The sequence below is a fragment of the Nostoc sp. C057 genome, assembly GCF_013393925.1.
GTDB classification, from domain to species: Bacteria; Cyanobacteriota; Cyanobacteriia; order Cyanobacteriales; family Nostocaceae; genus Nostoc; species Nostoc muscorum_A.
The window spans coordinates 5982711-6003492 of sequence record NZ_CP040281.1 but is presented as its reverse complement, the minus strand read 5'-3'; the positions used below and the strand labels follow the sequence as shown (position 1 = coordinate 6003492).

At 39.4% G+C, this 20782-nt stretch carries 19 protein-coding genes and 1 pseudogene; 7 read left to right on the top strand and 13 right to left on the bottom strand.

From position 1 onward, the window contains the following. The first annotated feature begins 24 nt into the window (after positions 1-24). A complete protein-coding gene (locus FD724_RS25830; RefSeq protein WP_179074561.1) occupies positions 25-585 on the top strand; it encodes a hypothetical protein in 561 nt (186 codons plus the stop codon). Here FD724_RS25830 and FD724_RS25825 read toward each other — a convergent pair. From FD724_RS25825 to FD724_RS25815, 3 genes are all read right to left on the bottom strand, one after another. Then, a complete protein-coding gene (locus FD724_RS25825) occupies positions 582-1106 on the bottom strand; it encodes a hypothetical protein (RefSeq protein ID WP_179074560.1) in 525 nt (174 codons plus the stop codon). The genes FD724_RS25830 and FD724_RS25825 overlap by 4 nt on opposite strands. Positions 1107-1166: 60 nt before the next feature. Beyond that, positions 1167-1790: an exopolysaccharide biosynthesis protein gene (locus FD724_RS25820; protein WP_179074559.1), complete on the bottom strand. Its 624-nt coding sequence runs from the start codon at positions 1788-1790 to the stop codon at positions 1167-1169. A 69-nt stretch (positions 1791-1859) separates the two neighbouring features. Further along, the gene (locus FD724_RS25815; RefSeq protein WP_174713245.1) at positions 1860-2471 is read right to left on the bottom strand and encodes a DedA family protein; all 612 of its coding nucleotides are present in this window, start codon (positions 2469-2471) and stop codon (positions 1860-1862) included. A gap of 150 nt (positions 2472-2621) precedes the next feature. On the opposite strand from FD724_RS25815, the gene FD724_RS25810 reads away from it, so the two are divergent. Genes FD724_RS25810 through FD724_RS25800 form a run of 3 tightly spaced genes read left to right on the top strand, consistent with a single transcriptional unit; the run spans position 2622 to position 5479 of the window. Continuing rightward, the gene (locus FD724_RS25810) at positions 2622-3404 is read left to right on the top strand and encodes an ABC transporter permease (RefSeq protein ID WP_179074558.1); all 783 of its coding nucleotides are present in this window, start codon (positions 2622-2624) and stop codon (positions 3402-3404) included. 6 nt (positions 3405-3410) lie between these two features. After that, positions 3411-4724 carry a cytochrome P450 gene (locus FD724_RS25805; protein ID WP_179074557.1) on the top strand — a complete coding sequence of 438 codons (1314 nt, stop codon included), beginning with the start codon at positions 3411-3413 and terminating at the stop codon, positions 4722-4724. 8 nt (positions 4725-4732) lie between these two features. Continuing rightward, positions 4733-5479: a hypothetical protein gene (locus FD724_RS25800; protein ID WP_179074556.1), complete on the top strand. Its 747-nt coding sequence runs from the start codon at positions 4733-4735 to the stop codon at positions 5477-5479. Between the two features lie 152 nt (positions 5480-5631). Here FD724_RS25800 and urtE read toward each other — a convergent pair whose 3' ends face one another. From urtE to FD724_RS25760, 8 genes are all read right to left on the bottom strand, one after another. Beyond that, positions 5632-6330 (bottom strand): urea ABC transporter ATP-binding subunit UrtE, encoded by a 699-nt coding sequence (gene urtE / locus FD724_RS25795; RefSeq protein WP_179074555.1) that lies wholly within the window; start codon positions 6328-6330, stop codon positions 5632-5634. 14 nt (positions 6331-6344) lie between these two features. Next, positions 6345-6959: a Uma2 family endonuclease gene (locus FD724_RS25790; protein ID WP_179074554.1), complete on the bottom strand. Its 615-nt coding sequence runs from the start codon at positions 6957-6959 to the stop codon at positions 6345-6347. Positions 6960-7012: 53 nt separating this feature from the next. Then, positions 7013-7759, bottom strand: a complete 747-nt coding sequence (gene urtD, locus FD724_RS25785) for an urea ABC transporter ATP-binding protein UrtD (protein WP_179074553.1) — start codon at positions 7757-7759, stop codon at positions 7013-7015. Further along, complete coding sequence (gene urtC / locus FD724_RS25780) at positions 7734-8852, bottom strand: urea ABC transporter permease subunit UrtC (RefSeq protein WP_179074552.1); 1119 nt, start codon at positions 8850-8852, stop codon at positions 7734-7736. Before urtC ends, urtD begins: the two co-directional genes overlap by 26 nt. Before the next feature lie 30 nt (positions 8853-8882). Beyond that, a complete protein-coding gene (gene urtB, locus FD724_RS25775) occupies positions 8883-10043 on the bottom strand; it encodes an urea ABC transporter permease subunit UrtB (RefSeq protein WP_179074551.1) in 1161 nt (386 codons plus the stop codon). A gap of 470 nt (positions 10044-10513) precedes the next feature. Then, positions 10514-11827, bottom strand: coding sequence for an urea ABC transporter substrate-binding protein (gene urtA / locus FD724_RS25770; RefSeq protein ID WP_179074550.1), 1314 nt, complete (start codon positions 11825-11827; stop codon positions 10514-10516). A 313-nt stretch (positions 11828-12140) separates the two neighbouring features. After that, positions 12141-13709: a sodium/solute symporter gene (locus FD724_RS25765; protein ID WP_179074549.1), complete on the bottom strand. Its 1569-nt coding sequence runs from the start codon at positions 13707-13709 to the stop codon at positions 12141-12143. A gap of 178 nt (positions 13710-13887) precedes the next feature. Then, positions 13888-14163, bottom strand: coding sequence for a DUF485 domain-containing protein (locus tag FD724_RS25760; protein WP_179074548.1), 276 nt, complete (start codon positions 14161-14163; stop codon positions 13888-13890). 528 nt (positions 14164-14691) lie between these two features. Here FD724_RS25760 and FD724_RS25755 point away from each other — a divergent pair. The 3 genes and pseudogenes from FD724_RS25755 to FD724_RS25745 all read left to right on the top strand — a co-directional run bounded on the left by FD724_RS25755 (position 14692) and on the right by FD724_RS25745 (position 16826). After that, positions 14692-15291 (top strand): site-2 protease family protein, encoded by a 600-nt coding sequence (locus FD724_RS25755; protein ID WP_179074547.1) that lies wholly within the window; start codon positions 14692-14694, stop codon positions 15289-15291. A gap of 37 nt (positions 15292-15328) precedes the next feature. Further along, positions 15329-15850: a hypothetical protein gene (locus FD724_RS25750; RefSeq protein WP_179074546.1), complete on the top strand. Its 522-nt coding sequence runs from the start codon at positions 15329-15331 to the stop codon at positions 15848-15850. Between the two features lie 2 nt (positions 15851-15852). Beyond that, positions 15853-16826: pseudogene (locus FD724_RS25745) on the top strand (transposase). A 450-nt stretch (positions 16827-17276) separates the two neighbouring features. Here the strand turns inward: FD724_RS25745 and FD724_RS25740 are convergent. Continuing rightward, positions 17277-18668, bottom strand: coding sequence for a hypothetical protein (locus tag FD724_RS25740; protein WP_179074545.1), 1392 nt, complete (start codon positions 18666-18668; stop codon positions 17277-17279). A 359-nt stretch (positions 18669-19027) separates the two neighbouring features. Beyond that, complete coding sequence (locus FD724_RS25735) at positions 19028-20698, bottom strand: phosphatidylglycerol lysyltransferase domain-containing protein (protein ID WP_179074544.1); 1671 nt, start codon at positions 20696-20698, stop codon at positions 19028-19030. Positions 20699-20782: the final 84 nt, after the last annotated feature.

Here is a 20782-nt window from a genome sequence, read left to right as displayed (position 1 = left end):
CTTAGACGAAATAGGTTTTCAAAGATGATTTCAAGCTTCAGAAATATTAGTGCTGTATGTGGTGTATTTGTATTAGTCAGCGTTAGCAGCTTTCACAAATCAGCGATAGCTACTATAAATAACCAGTCCCAACTAATAGCGCAAAGCCAGGGTAAAACCCAGGTACACTCAGTTTTTAAATCTATTTTGCCTAAATTAAAGCAAAAGACTCAGATTCGGGTTCTGTTACCGAAGTTTATTCCTGAATCAGATGGGGAAAATCGAATTTACGCAATTATAGAAGCTGCTACACAAAAAAACTACGAGATTTTGCTCGGCTTTAGTCCTGATTGTAGTGGTGGAACTGCTTGTCGTCTGGGTGTGATTTCTGCTGAAGCAGTAACCCGCAAAACACCTCGTCTGAATGGTAAAGCTGTATCTTTAGCTAAGGGTATTACTGGCTATTTTGTGGATTTTACTTGTGGTGCTAATTGCTCAGATGCTACCTTGACTTGGAGACAACAGGGTGTGCAATATGTTGTTGGGTTAAAAGCAGGCGATCGCACTTCTTTGATAAAAATGGCTAATTCTGCGATTAATCCCTAACTAAGATCAGAGTTTGATTCTACTTCCCAGCGAAACAGCCGTGGCAATTGAGACACATCTATAACGTAGTTAACAATCCACAACACCAATTCAAAAATCAATAAATATCGTACCCATACCAACTCACTTTTAGAATCCAAAAGTGTTAAACCTTCATATAGCTGCCAGAAGCGGTAAGGCAAGTATATATAAGGAACCATTACCCACACTACATTTTGCAACTGCCTGAGTGTTACTATCTCAGAGATAATTTGCAACCCTAAGATAATAAAATACCAACCAAGCACAGTCAACACAGTGCGATCGCCCCACCATACACCCCACAATAGCATGACTACTAATGGTAGCAATCCTCCTAGCAGTTGCACTGAGCCAAACCAGATTTTATACCAACCGGGAAATGGCAAAGGTAGAGTATAGGGCTTTGTGTGTTTCCACCCCCAGTTCACAACCACAATAAAAAGTGTGGCAATTGCAAAAAAGAGGAGATTTTCTAGGAACAGATACAGGTTGATGGCCATGAGAATATTATTAAACTCTGCTGTTTCTGTGTCATTCTACTTAAGTAGTATTTTTGCTATTTAACAACCTAGCCAAGTCTTGATAATGTCGAGAAGACTAGAACCTCCCCAAATCAACGCCAACAGTATGGAAGTAGTCAAAACTGCGCCCATCACACACATTACCAAACCACCTAGGCTAATAGCACCATCATCTTCCGATAAGCCAAAGCTGGTTACAAAAATTCCCATTGCTGGTAGGGTATTGGTTCCTGGAATCGGAATCATCATGGAAATTGCCATCAAAGCGATCGCTATACCAATGGTCACTCTACCGGGTAAAGTAGTACAGATATAGCTTAAACGAGGACGAGCGATCGCTTCAATTCTTTTTAACCAAGGAATTCCTGCTTTCAAAAAACCCTGAACTGTTGTGAGTTGGATAGGATAATTCATCATCCGCTTGGGTAGCCAGGGGGTTTTGGCACCAGCGATTAACTGTATCGCTAACAGAAAAATCAAGATGCCAAAAGGAGTTGAATATCCCGGCGCTGGAACTGGCAAAGCAGAAGGTAGAGATAGGATAACTAGCAAAAATCCAAAGATTCTTTCTTGCGCTAACAATAGAATCTCTGCCAAAGTCACTTTTGCTGGTCGTTCTTCCTCAAAAAAATAGCGTTGTAGTTCGTTAGATAGTTTAGCCATCTATCACCAATATTTACCAATATTAAGTAAATAAATCTACCTAATATCTATACAAAATAAAAAAATATTTCAACTTTTATTTGCTCGATTTTCTTGTATTACATGAATCATCGATGGCATTAAAGAAATAACTATAATTGCTCCAATAATTGGTAACAAATACTTATCTACCTGTTCAGGTGGCAGAGATTTTCCTAAGAAAAATCCTAACAGGGTAATGCCAAATGTCCAAAGAAAGCCACCAATTAAGTTGTAAGACATAAATGTTCGGTAATGCATCGCACCAAGTCCAGCCACAATCGGCGCAAAAGTGCGAATTATCGGTGTAAACCTGGCCAAGACTAGTGTCTTTTTGCCATGTTTATGATAAAAATCCTGGGTTTTTACCAAGTGTTTTTTATGAAACAACCATGAATCTTCTTTCTGAAATAATTTTCTGCCAAATTTATGTCCTGTAGCGTAGCCAACATTATCACCAAGCACTGCACAAACAAAAGCACCAAAAATTAGAACCCAAATGTTAAACCCTGATTTCGGAAGAGATGCGAGAAATCCAGCAGTAAATAGCAAACTATCTCCTGGCAGAAAAAAACCAATTAGCAAGCCAGATTCAGCAAAGATAATTGCCCATACCCCAAAGTAGCCAATTTTTGTAATTAGGTCTGGTAAATTTAAATGCATTAGAATTTTTTAGGTTTCAACAATATATCCACAACATCTTAACGTTTAGCAATTTTGCTGAATAAAAAGTAATATTAAATTTACGTAAAGTTCTTGTGTAATCTTAGAAATTTTAGTGACAGATGGCACATTTTGGGTTAGAGGTGCAAGATGCAAAGATATTTGAAAGTACTAAGACTATTTTGGGGTGCTGCGATCGCATCTGAGTTAGAGTATCGTGTTAATTTTTTCGTCGCTACCCTCACCAGCTTGGGAAATCTTGCGGGTAGCCTCTTTGGATTATTCTTGTTTTACCGCACTGGCTATACTTTTAGTGGTTGGTCATGGGAAGCAGCTTTAATAGTTCTAGGAATTTTTACCTTACTACAAGGATTTTCTGCAACTTTTCTAGTGTCGAACTTGAATCGCATTGTCCGTCATGTTCAAGAAGGCACTTTGGACTTTATATTATTAAAACCTATCCGCAGCCAGTTTTGGCTTTCCACTCATACCCTTTCCCCTTGGGGACTGCCGGATCTAATTTTTGGTAGTATTATCATTGGCTATGCAGGTAAACGCCTTGGTGTAGGGATAAACGGCTATCTACTTGGTGTGCTACCGTTATTATTCAGCTTTGTAATTTTATACAGCCTGTGGTTTATGCTGGGTTCAATGAGTATTTGGTTTGTCAAAATATACAACGTTACTGAAGTGTTGCGTGGTTTATTGGAAGCTGGACGATATCCCATTGCAGCATATCCTACTGCTTACCGTTTTTTCTTCACTTTTGTGATGCCAGTAGCTTTTTTAACCACTGTACCAGCCCAAGCGCTGTTGGGTCGGAGTGAAATTAGCTGGTTGATAGGTGCAGCAATCTTAGCAGTAGCCTTGTTTTTCGCTTCTACTTGGTTTTGGCGGTTTGCGTTGCGGTTTTATACTAGTGCTTCGAGCTAGAGAGATATGAAAACTAATCAAATTCCTCCTGGAAGCTTTGGTATCCCTATATTAGGTGAAACACTCTCCTTTGTTTTCGACCGCGATTTTGCCAAAAAGCGCTATCGCCAGTATGGGCCCATCTTCAAAACCCATCTTCTTGGCAGAGCTACTGTAGTAATGGCAGGGCCGAAGGCATTAGAGTTCGTTTTGTCAAGCCATATCGAAAATTTTTCTTGGCGTGAGGGATGGCCTGATAATTTCAAAACATTACTGGGTGAATCGCTTTTTCTCCAAGATGGAGAGGAACACCGCAGAAACCGCCGCTTGATGATGCCGACGTTGCACGGCCCAGCATTGGCGAATTATTTCTCCACAATGGAAGATATTACGCGCGGCTATCTCCAAAAGTGGGAGAAAAAACAGGAGTTTACTTGGTTCCAAGAGTTTAAACAGCTGACATTTGATATTGCCAGTCAATTATTGTTGGGTACGCGTCCTGGGCCGGAATGTGTGCGCCTCAGCCAGTTATTTACAACTTTGACGAATGGGCTGTTTGCTATTAATCCGTTGTCTCTACCATTTACTACATTTGGTAAAGCTATAGCCGCGCGTAATGAAATTTTAGAGCATCTAACTCAAGTTGTCAGAGAACGTCAGCAAAACCCAACTCAAGATACCATCAGCCTGTTAATCAAAGCTAAGGATGAAGACGGTAACAGCCTCAGTGAAAAAGAAATCATTGCCCAAGCGGTGCTGTTACTCTTTGCTGGACATGAAACTACTACTTCGATGCTGACTTGGTTCTGTACAGAGTTAGCCCGTCATCCAGAAGTACTGGAAAAAGCAAGAGTTGAACAATTGCAACTTGCAAGTCAAGGTGATTTAGATTTAGAACAATTAGGGAAAATGCCCTATTTAGAGCAGGTTTTGTGGGAAGTTGAAAGATTGCATCAACCTGTCGGAGGTGGGTTTCGTGGTGTGATTAAAGACTTTGAATTGAATGGTTATCACGTACCGACTGGTTGGCAGTTATACTACTCAATTGGAGTTACTCACCAAATTGAAGAAATTTATTCTAAGCCAGAACTCTTTGACCCAGACCGTTTTAGTTCTCAACGGCAAGAACACAAAAAATATCCCTTTAGTTTAGTTGCTTTTGGCGGTGGCCCACGCATTTGTATTGGCATAGCTTTTGCCAAAATGGAAATGAAGATTGTTGCTGCTCATCTTCTACGTAGTTATCATTGGGAAATATTACCCAATCAAAGTTTAGAAGTAGTTGTGATTCCCACTAATCGCCCTAAAGATGGGTTGTGGGTTAGATTTCAACCTCGGTGAAATGTTTTATGGCATCCCAAATAGACATAAACTTGCCTAACGGAGTTTTGCAACGCTTACAAAATGTGAAAGATTTTGTGGGCGGAAGCGTTAACTCTCTAAGTAACTCAGCACAACAAGTTAGGGAGTCTTTGAATACAACAACTGATAAAGCAATTGATACAGTTACAACAAGCTTAGAACAAACTTGGCAAACTGCTGATAAATTTAAAACTACAACATCGGGCGCAGTTAAAGATGTAATGGCATCTTCTGTAAGTGATTGGCTGACACAACACCCGATATTTTTTAGGTTAGTTCAAATACTAGGTTGGGCAACAAATCACCCAATTATTAGTATAGTTATTTTTTTGTTTGCACTTGCTCTGGTCTGGAGCATTATCAAAGCAATTGTCCGCTTGATTGAAACAGCTAGTTGGTCAATACTCCAAGTTCCGTTAAAATTGCTTCAGGCTTTGATTAAAGTTAGTTTTTTATCCTTAACTAAAGTCGGCAGTTTTGCTGTTCAACAATTTACGGCTACTAAAACAACTGATAATCTGCCAGCTTTGTCACCTGAAAGTTTTCAACCAAATAAAAAACAACGATTAGTAGAAATTTCTCATCGCTTAGAAGCAATTCAAAAGGAACAGCATGAGCTTTTACAAGAAGCAACAGACTTGATTGCTTCTGACACAATTGATATAGAAATATCAAAAATTGAAGAATACAGAATTCAGAATTCAGAATTCAGAACAAGAAAGTGGGGAAGTTAAACCCGTTTCTTCAGATGCGACGCTCTCTACAAGACGCTACGCGAACGAATACTCGCTAAGGCTACACTATTCGTCAGTCACATTCCAATTCAATTCTGTAGCTTGCTTCACTGAAGGGGTATTCTGGCTCCTGACTCCTGAATTCTATTTTATTAAACAGCTAAAAAGCGTTGAATCACATCTTGGCTAAGTTCGGCTGTGGAACCGGAGGCGACAATACCGCCTTTTTGCATAGCGTAATAATAATCAGCTTGACGGACAAAGTGTAAATGTTGCTCTACCAATAAAACCGAAATACCTGTGGTTTCGATGATGCGACGAACTGCGGCTTCAATTTCGAGGATGATTGAGGGTTGAATACCTTCAGTGGGTTCATCTAAGACGAGTAATTGAGGTTCTCCCATTAAAGCACGTGCGATCGCTAATTGTTGCTGCTGTCCTCCACTCAAATCACCACCCATCCGCGAAAGCATGGTTTTTAACACAGGGAATAAGCTAAAAACTTCCTCTGGAATTTCTGCTTTCTTTACTGGTTTGCGTCTAGCTTCCAACCCCAGCAGCAGATTTTCTTTGACTGTCAAACGGGGGATAATCTCTCGTCCTTGGGGAACATAACCAATTCCTAACTTTGCCCTTTGGTCGGGAGATTTTGAGTTGATTAATTCTCCAGCTAAGTTAATAGTACCACTGCGGGGTTTGAGTAAACCCATGATTGTTTTGAGTAGAGTTGTTTTACCTACACCATTGCGTCCGATTAGGCAGACCATTTGCCCAGATGGTACGCTTAAATCTACATTGCGGAGAATGTGGCTTTCACCGTAGTAAACGTTGAGGTTAGAGATTTTAAGCATATTCAAACCGAAACTTACAAAGCAGAATCAAAAATTTGTTGTGCTGTCAAGTTGAGTTGGGGGAATAAAGGCGATGCAATAAAATCATTTCCTCTAAACACAGTCATTTGATAATCTCCGTCAACTAATTCGCAAATTGTAATAGTTTTTTGTTTAGGATTACCAGTAAATCTTTTGCCACCGATTGCAGCATAGTCTACAATCCAATACTCAGAAATTCCCATTTCCTCGTAATCTCTGAACTTGTCATAGTAGTCGTCTCGCCAGTTGGTACTAACAACTTCAACAGCTAGTGGGATAGATGCAGCTTGAATAACAGTCGATTGCTTACTCCACAGAGGTTCATTCACAAGATTGGCATGATTTAATAGCAAAATGTCAGGAGAATAGGTTGAGTTATTACTCTGAATTTTGACAAAGGCAGTTTTGGGGATACGAAACGGAAGCCCCATTTGCAAGAACTGGAGGGTTATCTGTGCCGCCAAAAATCCAACAACATTTTCGTGTTCACCAGTTGGGGGTGGCATTTCTACAATGACTCCTTTATGTAGTTCATATCTCTCCCCATTTGAGGGGTACCACTCGATAAATTGTTCAAAGGTTACTAACTTGGGTAGGGTTTGAGTCATAGTTACCACCTCCACATATATTTGACTTTACCATCGCTGCCCCTAAATTGTGTTCATTCTTCCTGTTTTCCCAAATACACTTCAATTACACGAGAGTCATTTTGCACTTCCTCAAAATTACCTTCGCACAGCACCGAACCTTCATGTAGCACTGTTACTTTCTTAGCAATTTGACGCACAAATTCCATATCATGTTCAATTACTAAAATTGAATGACTTTGTGCTAATGCTAAAAGTAATTCACCAATATTATAGGTTTCTTCATCTGTTAAACCAGCAACTGGTTCATCAACGAGTAATAAATCAGGTGACTGTGCTACTAACATCCCAATTTCTAAACGTTGCTTTTCTCCATGAGAAAGTAAAGCTGCTTTGATATCTGCCTTCGGCGTTAAGCCGATGGTTTCTAATAATCCTTTAATATTATTCTTTTCAACAGCATTAGAATTTTCAAACAAAGTAGAAAAAACATTTTTCTTTTTGTTTATGGTAATTTCTAAATTTTCACGGGGCGTTAAATTTAAGTAAATTCGAGGTGTTTGGAACTTGCGCCCAATTCCCAATCGCGCAATTTTATATTCAGGTAAAGAACGCAGATTTCTTCCTTTAAATAAAACTCGCCCAATAGTTGGTTGCACTTTCCCGGTAATCACATCCAGAAATGTTGTCTTTCCCGCACCATTGGGGCCAATTACTACTCGTAATTCACCCACATCCATACTAAAGTTAAGCTGGTTTAAAGCCTTAAAACCGTCAAAACTAACAGTTACGTTTTCAGTTTCCAATATTTTCGCGTTCATGTTGCACTTCGGGGTCTTCTTCCAAGGTGGGATATGTAGAAATTTCTTGACGGCGGTGGAAAAGAGAAATATTCTGGCTACGCAACCATCCCACGATACCGTCAGGAAGCACTGTGACGACTATCAAAAATAGTGCGCCTTGGAAAAATAGCCAGATTTCGGCAAATTGTTCGCTTAAAAAAGTGCGGGCATAATTTACTAATAAAGTTCCGACAATCGCGCCAATTAAAGTAGCGCGTCCGCCTACAGCTACCCAAATCACCATTTCAATCGAAAAGGCAATATCCATTGCTCTCGGTGATACAGAACCACTTTGAATAGTGTAAAATGCTCCTGCTATACCTGCGATCGCACCTGAAACTGCAAACACCAACACCTTAAAATCTGTAGGGTCGTAACCAGAGAATCTTACCCGACTTTCATCATCACGAATCGCTATCAACAATCTCCCAAAGCGTCCAGTTGTCAACCAGCGACAAATACCGTAGGTGATTGCGAGAAACACTACCGTCAGCGTGTAGAAAACAAACTGCGTTTTGGCATCGCTGACCGTTGCCCCAAACAAAGTTGTAAAATCTATCAGTCCGTTCGTACCGTTGAAAAATTGTTGCTGACCGTTAAAGAAGTTGAAAAATACAATAGTTCCCGCTTGAGTCAAGATAGAAAAATAAACACCCTTGAGGCGATTACGGAAAACTAAATATCCCAATAATCCCGCCAATAACCCTGGAATTAGTACCACCAAAGCTATTGTCAAAGGAAAAGAATAAAAAGGTTGCCAAAAGGCGGGAAGTTCCGTAACCCCATAAAGCCCCATGAAATCAGGCAATTCTCCAGTAGGGACTTGGAGTTTTAGGTACATTGCGATCGCATATCCACCCAAACCAAAGAAGATACCATGTCCCAAACTTAGTAAACCAGTATACCCCCAAATCAAATCGATACCCAAAGCCACAATCGCCAGCGACAAAAATCGCCCCAACAAATTCAGGCGAAACTCCGAAAGCACCACTGGCATAACAATTATAAGGAAGAGTGCGATCGCAACCACCACCCCCACCTCAATTAATAACCCTCCTCCCCTCTTCCTCATTCTCTGCGTCCTCTGCGTCTCTGCGGTTCGTTAAACATCAACAGTACGTCCCTTCTGCGGAAAAATCCCCCCAGGCTTCCACTGTAAAAACACAATAATCAGCGCAAACACCATCACCTTAGCCATACTCGTCGTCGCAAAAAAAGTAAAGAAATCAGCCAAAGGCTTTACAGGAGTAAACAATAAAGCCAAAGTTCCAGAACCAATTAAAAAATTAGCCGTCCCAATACCCAAAGCAGCCACAATCGTCCCGGCTAAATTGCCTACACCCCCAACAACAACAACCATAAAAGTATCAATAATATAGTTTTGTCCCGTATTTGGCCCTACAGAACCGAGTAAACTAATCGCACATCCAGCCACACCAGCTAAACCAGAACCCAATGCAAAAGTAATCGCATCAACCTTTTGAGTTGGGATACCCAAACAAGCACTCATACTCCGATTTTGCGTCACAGCCCGAATTCTTAAACCCCAGCTAGAACGCTGTAAAAATAAATAAATTCCCGACACACAGATTATTGTTAAAGCAATGATAAATAACCTAGCAAAGGGAAATTGCACACCACCCAAAGATATCCCTGCTTGTAACCAAGTAGGTGCTGTTACATCCACATTTTGAGCGCCAAACCAAGGTTGAGTTACTGCTAACTTATAAGTTAGACTCAATAAATTGCCCGTTGCTATTGTCACTCCCAGCGATAGTAAAAATATTACCGCCACAATCCAGTTACGAACTCTTCCCAAATCAGTGCGAGAATTTAAAATCCATAAACCTCCAAAAAACAGCAGAGAAAATAAACCTATGCCAATTATCAATACCCAATTCACGCTGCGAACAAACTGTTGAAAAATCAAACTTACTCCCCAAGTTGCCAAGAGAGTTTCTAATGGTCTTCCATAGAGATAACGAATCACGCCTTTTTCTAGAATTAATCCCACAGCAGCCGTGAAAAGAAAAGCGATAATCAAAGCCAAAAATATATAGACTTCAAACCACATTCCACCCAATTGCTTACAAACATTTTGCACAACAAATGTTGTATAAGCCCCAAACATCATCAACTCCCCATGTGCCATATTGATGACACCCATCAATCCAAAAATAATGGCTAATCCCAATGCAGCAATTAATAATACAGCACCAATACTAATGCCATTAAATACAGCTTCTAAAAATCCTGTTAACACTTTTTTTCCTACATATTAACTTCTTGTTATTAGAGGATGTTTGAAAAGTTTTCTTCTCAGTAATAAAACATTCTAGATCCCCCTAAATCCCCCTTAAGAAGGGGGACTTTGATCCGGTTCTCCCCTTAAAAAGGGGGGTTAGGGGGGATCAACAAGTGCTAAAATCACAGCCAAGGACTTTTTAAACAACCTCTAAGCTCGACTTTATCCAAAATTAAGAACTTGGTTCTCCTTATAGAGCAAAAGCCTTAGCTTTTTGGCAAAAACTTTTTCCATATCACTGATTCAAGCTGAAATTTAAAAAGTAAAACTACTGTCATACAAAGGTTTCAGCGTCAGCTTGAGTGTTGCCCAAAAATGGATAAAGTCGAGCTACGATGGTGGGTTATGGCTTTATCCTTTGTTGCTTGTAACTATTAACCGATGACAAATGACTAATGACTAATGACAAATGAAAAATGACTAATGAATTAAACTTTCTTGTACTTACCACCCTTCGCTGGGTCAGTCCAATCACAAGCAAACCCTTTAGTCTCTTTTACAAATTGATTCCAAGGAACTGGCTCAACTGGTGCAGGAGTAGCATAGACAATATCAAACAAACCATCTTGTCTAACTTGACCAATCCGCACAATTTTGGAAATGTGATGATTGGCATCCATTGTCACTTTACCTTCAGGCGCATCTAGAGTTTGCCCATAAGCCGCAGCCCGCACTTTCTCTAAATCAGTAGTCCCAGCTTTTTCTACTGCTTGCTTCCACAAATAAACTGCAATATATGATGCTTCCATTGGATCATTTGTCACGCGATCTTCACCATACTCTTTCTTGAAAGCGGCAACAAACTTTTTATTAGCAGGTGTGTCTACTGTTTGAAAATAGTTCCAAGCCGCGTAATGACCTTTGAGATACTCTACACCAATTGCTTTGACTTCTTCTTCGGCAATACTGACAGACATAGAGGGATATTTATCTGGTGTCAATCCAGCCCCTTTTAATTGTTTAAAGAAAGCGACATTACTATCACCATTTAGGGTGTTATAAATCACGCCACCATTGGGCAAATTTTGTTTGATTTTCGTAATGATAGGCGTAACTTCTGTATTGCCAAGAGGTAAATAATCTTCACCAACTGTTTTTCCGCCTAAAGCTTCTAATTGGGCTTTGATAATTGTGTTAGCAGTGCGAGGAAAAACATAGTCAGAGCCAACCAAAAAGAATTCTTTACCCTTATTTTTTAACAACCAATCAACAGATGGCTCGATTTGTTGATTTGGTGCTGCACCAGTATAGAAAATATTTTTAGAACACTCTTGTCCTTCATACTGCACAGGATACCAGAGCATGTGATTTTTGCTCTCGAATACTGGTTTGACATTTTTACGACTAGCAGAAGTCCAACAACCAAAAACTACAGAAACTTTATCTTGATCAATTAGCTTAGTTGCCTTTTCTCTAAAAGTATCCCAGTTAGAAGCACCATCTTCGGTAATTGCTTCAATTTGTTTGCCTAAGACACCACCAGCAGCATTGATTTCTTTAATTGCTAATTTTTCAGCATCAACAACACTTTTTTCACTGATGGACATCGTACCACTCAGAGAGTGCAAAATACCTACTTTGATGGTGTTACCAGCAGTAGCAGCAGCTGGTGAAGCAGTAGGAGATGCGACTGTCTCTGTAGCGCTTGGCGGATTATTTGCACAAGCTTTTAGAAAAAAGCTGCTTCCGAAAGTTAAAGAACCGTAGATCAAAAACTTACGTCTGTTAAATTCTCTTCTCATAATCTTTATGAATTTTCCTCTTGATGAATCAACTAACTTAATAGAAAGCTGACAATTTCAAACTTTAAAGTGTGATGATAGTGCGATAGTTTACTAGTAAAAAGTTATCTTGGATACCAAACGCCTGATTTTTGTTACAAAAAAATAACTTTACAATATTAATATTTGTAATGAGTAATACCCAATGACAAAATCTGCTTTGCTGAATTCAGGTATGAAAATGATTTTGCGTGATTTCAAAACCCTTGTAGAGACGTTGCATTGCAACGTCTCTACACCAAGATTTATATCTCTAATCAGCAACGCGACAAAATCACATGCCAGAACCGATGTGGATGCGATCCTCAACTTCCGCAAATTTTTCTTGTGCCTGCTGTTCAGTAGTCAATAGTGAAACAACAATCGCCACAATAAACGCTAGGGGAATAGTAATTAATCCCGGATTTTTCAGTGGAAAAGGTGCAGAAGCGTGCTTGAGAATTGTCACCTGAATAGTAGGTGATAAATAAATCAGCAGTAACGAGGAGAAAGTACCGACTAACATACTCGCAACTGCCCCGCTAGTGGTAAAGCGCCGCCAAAGCATTGATAGTAGCAACGCTGGAAAGTTGGCACTAGCTGCGATCGCAAATGCTAAACCCACCATATAAGCGACGTTTTGTCCTTTAAACAAGATACCTAGAAATATCGCCACTAAGCCCAAAATCATTGTCGCACCGCGAGCTACCTTCAGTTGTTCTGACTCGTCAGCATGACCAGAACGCACCACGTTCACCCACAAATCATGAGACAGTGCAGCCGCTCCTGAAAGTGTCAAACCCGCTACAACCGCCAAAATCGTTGCAAAGGAAACAGCAGAAATAAAGCCTAAGAAAGCATCACCACCGAGAAATTCTGCCAACATCGGTGCAGCCATGTTACCGCCAGTCCCAACTTGCTTGATGGCATCTTGCCCTACTAGCACCATTGCTCCAAAGCCCAGGATGAAGGTAAGGAGATAAAAAACGCCAATAATAGCTGTAGCGTAAGTAACAGAGAGTCGTGCTGCTTTAGCATCCGGTACTGTGTAAAAACGCATCAGGATGTGGGGTAATCCAGCAGTGCCGAACATCAACGACATTCCCAAGGAGATGGCATCAAAGGGATCGGAAACCTGTTTACCTGGAGCTAATACACCTGTATATTTATCTGCGGCCGCAGCGAAAAGAGCAAGTGGGTTAAAACCAAATCGTGCCAATACCAAAATAGCTAGCAAGATGGTTCCGCCGAGCAACAGAACTGCTTTAATAATTTGCACCCAAGTGGTGGCAATCATCCCACCAAAAATCACATAAGCCATCATCACACAACCGACGATGACCACGGCTAACTCATAATCAAAGCCAAACAGTAGTTTAATTAACTCCCCAGCCCCTACCATCTGGGCAATTAAGTAAAAGCTAATCACTGCCAGCGTTCCAATGGCAGATGCAATACGGACTGGTTTTTGTTGTAAGCGATAAGCCACTACATCAGCAAAAGTGTATTTGCCTAAGTTACGTAGTGGTTCCGCAATCAAAAACATCACAATTGGCCAGCCCACTAGGAAGCCAATAGAATAAATTAAGCCGTCAAAGCCGTTGAGTGCTACCAGTCCAGTGATACCTAAAAAGCTAGCTGCACTCATAAAGTCTCCTGCTAGGGCTAGCCCATTTTGGAAACCACTGATTTTGCCGCCGGCTGTATAGAAGTGGGCGGTATTTTTGGTCAGCTTTGCCGCCCAATAGGTAATACCTAGAGAACTGACAACAAACAGAAAGAAGAAAGCGATCGCCAACGGGTTAAACTTACCAAGACTGGTAATATCCGCCGCTAATGGCAGATCCAACCACACACTATTCATGCTTTTTTGGTTTAGTATTTTGGATTTTGGACTAGAAATTACTAATAGCTACTGGGCATTGGGAATTGGGCATTGGTCATTGGTCATTGGTCAATAATCAGTAGGTCATCTTCCCGTGCTTCCCCTGCCCCCTGCTCCCTGCCCCCATTCCCCATTCCCCCTCTCTCATTCCCAATTTTCACTTGCGTGTCAGCCTGGCAATTTGATCGTCGTAACTGCTATTTGCCCAGCGTACGTAGATAAAAATTAATACCCATGCTGAGACAATTACCAGCGCCCCTAGTAAAATTCCCAGGCTTAGACCAGGAGCTACTAATGACCCCAATAGGGGCTTATTGAATGCGATTAGCAAGATAAAGCCAAAGTAAATAAACATCATGGCTCCACTGAGAATCAGGGATACGCGCCAACGTTCAGCCGCGATAGCCTGGAGAGCCTTTGTGCGATCGTCCATTGTCTTCCTTTAGGTTGAGAAGATTAGGTCAGATTGTCTCATTGAAGTTGATATATGCATAATTTTCTTAAAGATTATTAGTAAATCTATTGCTATTTCAGGTAATAAAATTAACTTTGCAAAATGATGTACAAAAATCACAAGGCAATAGCGGCTATATTTTGAGCCAGAGACACATAAAACGATGAGATGCAGTTAGACACAAATAAAGCTGAATCTATCTGTAAATTTGTAACTTTACTTTTTAAGTATTTTATTATACACCAAGCTTTTAGACTTGAGTCAATGTAAGTTTTTTATATACTAAAAATTAAAATAAATACGTAGTTACTACTAGGTTTTAAAATTCTTGAAGTGTTATGAGATGTTTCTTTAAGGTATCAAATCAACTGAGATTAATAAAATTAGTAAATTTTGATTTATAGAATATACCAAAAATTACCGTAGCAACTTAAGTAATATAACCGCTATATTTTATACTAAATACCTCTTGCTACGCAGATAAGCATCACCAAAATTTAGTAAATTATGTTTATCCAAACACTCATCACAGAGCCGATTCATTTTTTCAGAATCGTTGTAATTGTCATATTCTCCATTACTTTGCATGAACTTGCTCACGGCTGGGCTGCGATGAGTCAGGGAGATAATACTCCCCAACAAAATGGTCATCTGACACTAAATCCTGTAGTTCACATGGGTAAAGAATCAATCATCTTTCTTTGCCTCATGGGTATAGCTTGGGGACAAATGCCCGTCAACCCCTCTAAGTTTCGCTCTGGTAAGCTAGGCAATATTTTGGTATCCGCAGCAGGCCCATTGTCGAATCTGGCATTAGGTATTCTATTTACTGTATTGCTCAAACTTTTTAATCTTTCAGGACTTTTGAGCGTCGAATTTCTTTACCTAGCGGCTCGGATAAATTTGACATTATTTCTATTTAATCTGCTGCCAATTCCACCACTGGATGGCTTTCATATTTTCAGTGAGATTTTTCCTCAGCTAAAGCCATTGCAATATACTCAATTCGGACTCTTTGCCATGATGCTTCTATTCATAATCCCAGGCTTTGGGAGAGGAATTGGTAGCATTGCTGATTTATTTATCCGGTCATCATTGAGCATGTAGACAGCAATTTTTTAGGCAAAGGAAAAGGATAATTGGAATGAAAATCAAACAGAAATTTGTAGTTGCTGCTACTAGCATATTCTTGAGTGTTACTGCTGTGCTTATGCCATCTGAAAATTCAATGGCGAGTACAGTTTTTGTAGATCAATATACTAGTAATAATTTAGTCAAATATTCCCACCAAATAAGTCAAAAATTAATGGTCTTGCAACCAGTAGTTTTTCAATCTGTGTTAGGAAACTTGGGAACGGAACAAAGTAATATATTTTGTTTGAATCAAGAGCGATCGCCCTTTAGATCTTCCATTGAGTTGTTGATGAGATTATTGATTATTGGCAGCTTTGGTTCTGTGGGTATTGTAGGTTATTCTTCTTTTGTAGAGCGCTATTTCCAAATCATTAATAAAGATTTAAAACTCATTTACTACAGTGTTTTTGTGTTAATATCTTTACAAATCATAGCTAGCACTATTGTAATCCCGGATTTCTCACGAAGCTGGAGAAAAGAGGAGTTAAAAACTGCCAAAATATCTATTGCACATGAATTTCAGCAGTTTTAAGCATGACCCCTCAGAAAACAGATTGTATACCGGAACAGTTCAAATTTGAACAAGTAAAGTCATGTCCAGTCGTAGTTAATTTCAAGGCTGAGACTGTAATATCAGATGCAGGGTTAACTTTAATTGCGGAGCTAGACCGGAAAAGAGGAATTACATCGCGATTAGCAAGATGTTTCAAAGATTACCGAAATATGAATAGAGTTGATCATTCAGTAAAAAGTCTAATCGGGCAGAGAATATATGGTTTGATAATGGGTTATGAAGACTTAAATGACCACGAGGAACTACGTCACGACCCAATGTTTGCTCTGGCACTAGGAAAAATAGTCGATTAATTCAGCTTTCACAATCAATTAAATACCGTGCGTCTCAAGAATATGAACAAAAACTGCAACCAGTAGTTAAGTTTTTTGAATCCTTATTGGCACCGTCACCAGATTTACACCTCGCAGCAACAGCATTTGTGAAGAATTCAGTTTGGTATTCATCGCTTAACTATAAAACTCTATATTCTTGGAGTCGAAATCGTCGGGTTGTTGCTAAAGTTGAATATAGTAATCAAGGGGTAGATACTCGTTTTGTAGTAACTTCACTAGCGATAAATAAAATCCCGCCTGGAAAACTTTATACAGAAAAATATTGTCCAAGAGGCAACATGGAAAATTGTCTCAAAGAGCAAAAACTAGAACTAAAAAGTGATAGAACAAGCACCCATACATTTGCAGGTAATCAACTACGGTTGTGGTTTTCATCTGTTGCCTATATTTTAATGAATGCTTTACGAGAGAAGTGTTTAGCCAAAACAGAACTTCAAAACGCTACTGTTGGCACTATTCGGACAAAGTTACTGAAGTTAGGAGCAACTATCACGATTAACTGCCGAAAAATCTTAATTTCAATTAGTAGTTATTGCCCCTATAAAGGAATTTTCGCTCTGGCCTACAATTATTTATCTCTCTTACCCTGTCCTGGTTAATTTTTACTTAATTGTCATCATAATGATTAGCTTACTGGGGTTGAGTTTACTGAATTTAACCCTGTTTTCGGCTGCCTAATTATTGCTAATCATAGTTTTTACTTCAGTATTTTTCGTTTTATTTGTCTTTTATTTATCTTTAAAGACTCGGATAATACGTGATTATCTTCGGTTTCTGAATTGAATCCACTGATGTATAAAATATATTTTCCTAAATTTTACTCATCTCAATGATTTTTTCGTACTTGTGAGAAATCCGGGTAATGAAGCCTTCGTCTGCAAGTCCAATTTCTTCTGCAATACGTCCAAACTCTAGCTGTATTTTGGGAAACCCATAGAATTCCTATAGTAATTCTGAATCATCTATGAGAGATAAGAACCTCGACTTCTCAAAGAAGCCGGGGTTCTACTGCTTGCATATACTAATTTTATTGGATTTGTATGTGCAATCTAATTGTCTATACCGACAGAAATAAGTTTACTGTAATATTCAGTCTTGGCATAGATGCTGATAATAGTATTACCAACTGCAAAAAAAGTGCCCTCTTGCTCATTTTTAGAAAATTGCAAATTTGGATATTTAGCAGCAGCTTCTTCAGCAGTCATGGGTTTTGCTTTTATTTTATCTGGCAATAGTCCAGTACAACCAATGTAAAATACCAAAGGAGAAATCTTATCTTGGTAGATATTTTCTACATATTTCTCTAGCTTGGTATTAGCTGCGCTCAAAGCTGCAACCATTTCTTCTTTGCTGATTTTCTTACCAGTTTGTTTATCCTGAAATAACTGCGCCAAAATATCAGCACCAACTTTCTTCAGAATATCTACAACTATGCCATTTTGCTCAAGCCCAAGAAAATCATCGAAAATTGGTTTCATAAACTCGTCAACTTTCGTAATCTTGGTACGTGATGACAGTAACTTGTGCCTAACAGCGAGATTTTCATTAAATACCATCTTAAAATTCGGCTTAATGATAATTTCTCCAGTTTCTTTATCATAAAGACGATACATCCTATTTAGAAACTTGTTAGCCGAAGGGAACTTACTCAAGTTTAGAATATCTTGACTGCCGACATCGATTTTATAGCTCAATCTGGAATCAAGAGTACCATTAACTAAAGCTTCGTGGATATCAGTATATTCATTAGTTGTAGGGAAATTGATGTAAGTATTCTTGGACAGATAGTGCTTTTTAAACTCATCTAACTGTGGCGCTATAAATATCTCTGACTCTTTTTTCAAGTAAGCAGAAATAATACTAGTAAGTACTTTAATTTCTGCAAGTTGATTGAATAGTCCATCAATACTACTGTAACAATGATCAGAAGCGACAAGCGGCAAGTTATCTAGCTGGATGGTATATTCAGCATGGAAGTCAAAATTTTCTGCATCTAACACACCCTTTTCTTTGAGCCAATCAAAAGCTTTTTTACTACTAATTTTGACTTGTAAAGACTTTATATTGATTTTCGCGTCACTTACAATCGTGTAGTTATTAAAGCTATTGAGGTCATTTACCAGCAAACCTGCTACCTCAAGAGTGGGGGTTTTATCTTCAGATTTGGTAAGTTTGACTTTACGCTTGATAAGCATATTGATAGTAGCGGTATTGCGGTTAAATTGAAACTCGCCCATACCAGCATACTCAGCATTATCTATATATTCTGTTTGCAACCAAGGTTGTAATAGTTCCCCTTTTTCGTCTCTCACACCTCTAACCCGCTTGATACCTGTTCTTTGATAATTTTCTTGCAGGTGCTTGATATTAATAATGATATTGTTGCGATGTTCTGCAAAAAAATTGATGAGTTCTGGCAGAGAAATTTGATTATTCCTCATATTTTCACCTTCCATCTAAAGGTCAATAAGTCTGTTAAAGCCACGGTTTCTAATAAGTTCTTCCAACCGTGAAAACTTGAAGGACAAACACACAATAAATTTATGCCAAATAAAGACAAGGAGATTTTGCCCCTCGTTCAAAGTAAGGGAAATTTTGGCCTCAGTCTACTAACTACTATGGGGATTCAGTTATGACAAACTTTGGAGATTTCCTGTCAGACTTAGCGTTACATACTCACCGGAGATTCATTCTTTTATAGTACAATTGTATCATAAAAATGTCAATTTGTGCAGGCGAGTCGATCGTAGATATCGCCCTAGAATGATGTGTTATGGGGTTAATGCCAGAATTGATGCCTTTAGGCTCCGGGTTTGAAATAATCAAAAAGGCGATCGCCTGAATCTGCGCGAATCAATGCTACAACTACATCTGGTAAGGCAGCTAAACTGGGGTAAACCAAATAACGCGGTTCCCAACTGGGGCGGAACTTATCTTTGTAGGCGTGTAGCCCCTTGAAGTTGTAGAAGCGATTTAAATGCTCGTAAAGATAGTGCAAGACTCTCTCTAAGCGGCGTGATTCTGGGTTGTCTCCAACTCCCGCAAGGGCAGAAAGACCGAAATTAAAGCTGTCGTAACCACACTCTTTAAAATGCTGAAGCAGAGAAATAAATAGAAAGTCCATCGTCCCATTCTCAAGAGATGAGCGATGTCGCATCATGTCAATAGTTGCTTCGTTGAGTTGGTACTCCCGGAGAATGTTGGCAAAGGCGGTGATGTTACCTTCGGGAGTATGCACCACAGCAATCTCGCACTCTCGCAGATAAGCTTCATCAAACCAGCCCAAAGAAAATTGTTTTTCTGAACCTTGTACCATCTTTAGCCATTCATCACTCACAGGTTTGAGGAGGTGCAACAAAGTATCAGCAATGGGTGGTTGGTAAAACTCGATTTGGTATCCCAGTTTAGTTAAACGATTGATTGATGGTCTAAAGTTTTTACCGGCTTTACCTTGTAATGTAAAACTTTTCAGGTCAACGATCGCTTCTTCTCCAATCTTGAGTACCTTAAATCCCAATGATTTGTAAAGCTCAACATCATCGGGCAAAGTTTGGTAAAAGCCTGGATACCAGTCATTGCGCTGGCAAAACTGCCAGAAAGCAACTATTGTCTCTTGGCGGTCTTCAATGGGGCCGATGGGATCTCCTAATGCGATCGCACCCCTGCCCTTGGGAACATAAGCTATTACACTATTACCAGTAGGGCTAAAATAATAACTCTTGTCATTTAAGAGTGCGATCGCTGCTAAAGAAGAACGCCCATATTGCTCGACAATTTCTTTAGCTCTTTGGCGCTCTTTTGGCGTTGCTAGATTACGCCAAAATACAGGTTGCAATAACATTACTATTGCATAGGTAATAGTAACTGCGGCAATAATATAGATGGAATTAGCAAAAAATTCTCCAAATCGGCTCTTTGGTTGCAGTCCCCAATTATCCTCAGTGAAGAACATGGCTAAAGTCTGAAGTACAGCTTCACGCCAATTAAAATTTTCAGAAAATTTGCCGTCTAATAAGTAAAATCCAATAGTTCCGTATGCCAGGGTAAATAGCAAAGCACCTATCAGCACTCTAACTCCCCGTGCAATTGAAGGACGATCTGATTGTGCTGTAAAAAAATGGCGCATTAAGATTAATTGCACCAGTAAAACTCCAGAGAGGAGACTTTCTTCATAGTCCAATCCCTTGAGCAAATGGCTGAAGATGGAAATTACTAATAAAGCAATGGTTAGTAACCAGGCGATTCTTTTTCTGCGTAATAAATTAGTAGCAAGTGCGAGTAAAACAAACCCAGTCAGCGCTGCAAAGATATGACCAGTGGCACGAATTTCAAATGGCAAAAATTCCTTTAACCAGTGATTCCGCCCATACAAGTTAGGTGTCACTGCTGACAACAAATTCACTACTCCCACTAAACCAGTAAGGAAAGCTGCACTCCAAAGTCCAATCTGAGTTTTTAAATTATTAGTCATTTGTCATTTGTCATTGGTTATTAGTTTTCTGACTTTTTACGGGATCTGGAAAACCTCTCTCTAAATCTCTCTCCTAAAAGGAGA

Coding starts and splice junctions, on each gene's coding strand:
- FD724_RS25830 (WP_179074561.1), top strand. CDS start 25: ATGATTTCAAGCTTCAGAAATATTAGTGCTGTATGTGGTGTATTTGTA.
- FD724_RS25825 (WP_179074560.1), bottom strand. CDS start 1,106: ATGGCCATCAACCTGTATCTGTTCCTAGAAAATCTCCTCTTTTTTGCA.
- FD724_RS25820 (WP_179074559.1), bottom strand. CDS start 1,790: ATGGCTAAACTATCTAACGAACTACAACGCTATTTTTTTGAGGAAGAA.
- FD724_RS25815 (WP_174713245.1), bottom strand. CDS start 2,471: ATGCATTTAAATTTACCAGACCTAATTACAAAAATTGGCTACTTTGGG.
- FD724_RS25810 (WP_179074558.1), top strand. CDS start 2,622: ATGCAAAGATATTTGAAAGTACTAAGACTATTTTGGGGTGCTGCGATC.
- FD724_RS25805 (WP_179074557.1), top strand. CDS start 3,411: ATGAAAACTAATCAAATTCCTCCTGGAAGCTTTGGTATCCCTATATTA.
- FD724_RS25800 (WP_179074556.1), top strand. CDS start 4,733: ATGGCATCCCAAATAGACATAAACTTGCCTAACGGAGTTTTGCAACGC.
- urtE (WP_179074555.1), bottom strand. CDS start 6,330: ATGCTTAAAATCTCTAACCTCAACGTTTACTACGGTGAAAGCCACATT.
- FD724_RS25790 (WP_179074554.1), bottom strand. CDS start 6,959: ATGACTCAAACCCTACCCAAGTTAGTAACCTTTGAACAATTTATCGAG.
- urtD (WP_179074553.1), bottom strand. CDS start 7,759: ATGAACGCGAAAATATTGGAAACTGAAAACGTAACTGTTAGTTTTGAC.
- urtC (WP_179074552.1), bottom strand. CDS start 8,852: ATGAGGAAGAGGGGAGGAGGGTTATTAATTGAGGTGGGGGTGGTGGTT.
- urtA (WP_179074550.1), bottom strand. CDS start 11,827: ATGAGAAGAGAATTTAACAGACGTAAGTTTTTGATCTACGGTTCTTTA.
- FD724_RS25765 (WP_179074549.1), bottom strand. CDS start 13,709: ATGAATAGTGTGTGGTTGGATCTGCCATTAGCGGCGGATATTACCAGT.
- FD724_RS25760 (WP_179074548.1), bottom strand. CDS start 14,163: ATGGACGATCGCACAAAGGCTCTCCAGGCTATCGCGGCTGAACGTTGG.
- FD724_RS25755 (WP_179074547.1), top strand. CDS start 14,692: ATGTTTATCCAAACACTCATCACAGAGCCGATTCATTTTTTCAGAATC.
- FD724_RS25750 (WP_179074546.1), top strand. CDS start 15,329: ATGAAAATCAAACAGAAATTTGTAGTTGCTGCTACTAGCATATTCTTG.
- FD724_RS25740 (WP_179074545.1), bottom strand. CDS start 18,668: ATGAGGAATAATCAAATTTCTCTGCCAGAACTCATCAATTTTTTTGCA.
- FD724_RS25735 (WP_179074544.1), bottom strand. CDS start 20,698: ATGACTAATAATTTAAAAACTCAGATTGGACTTTGGAGTGCAGCTTTC.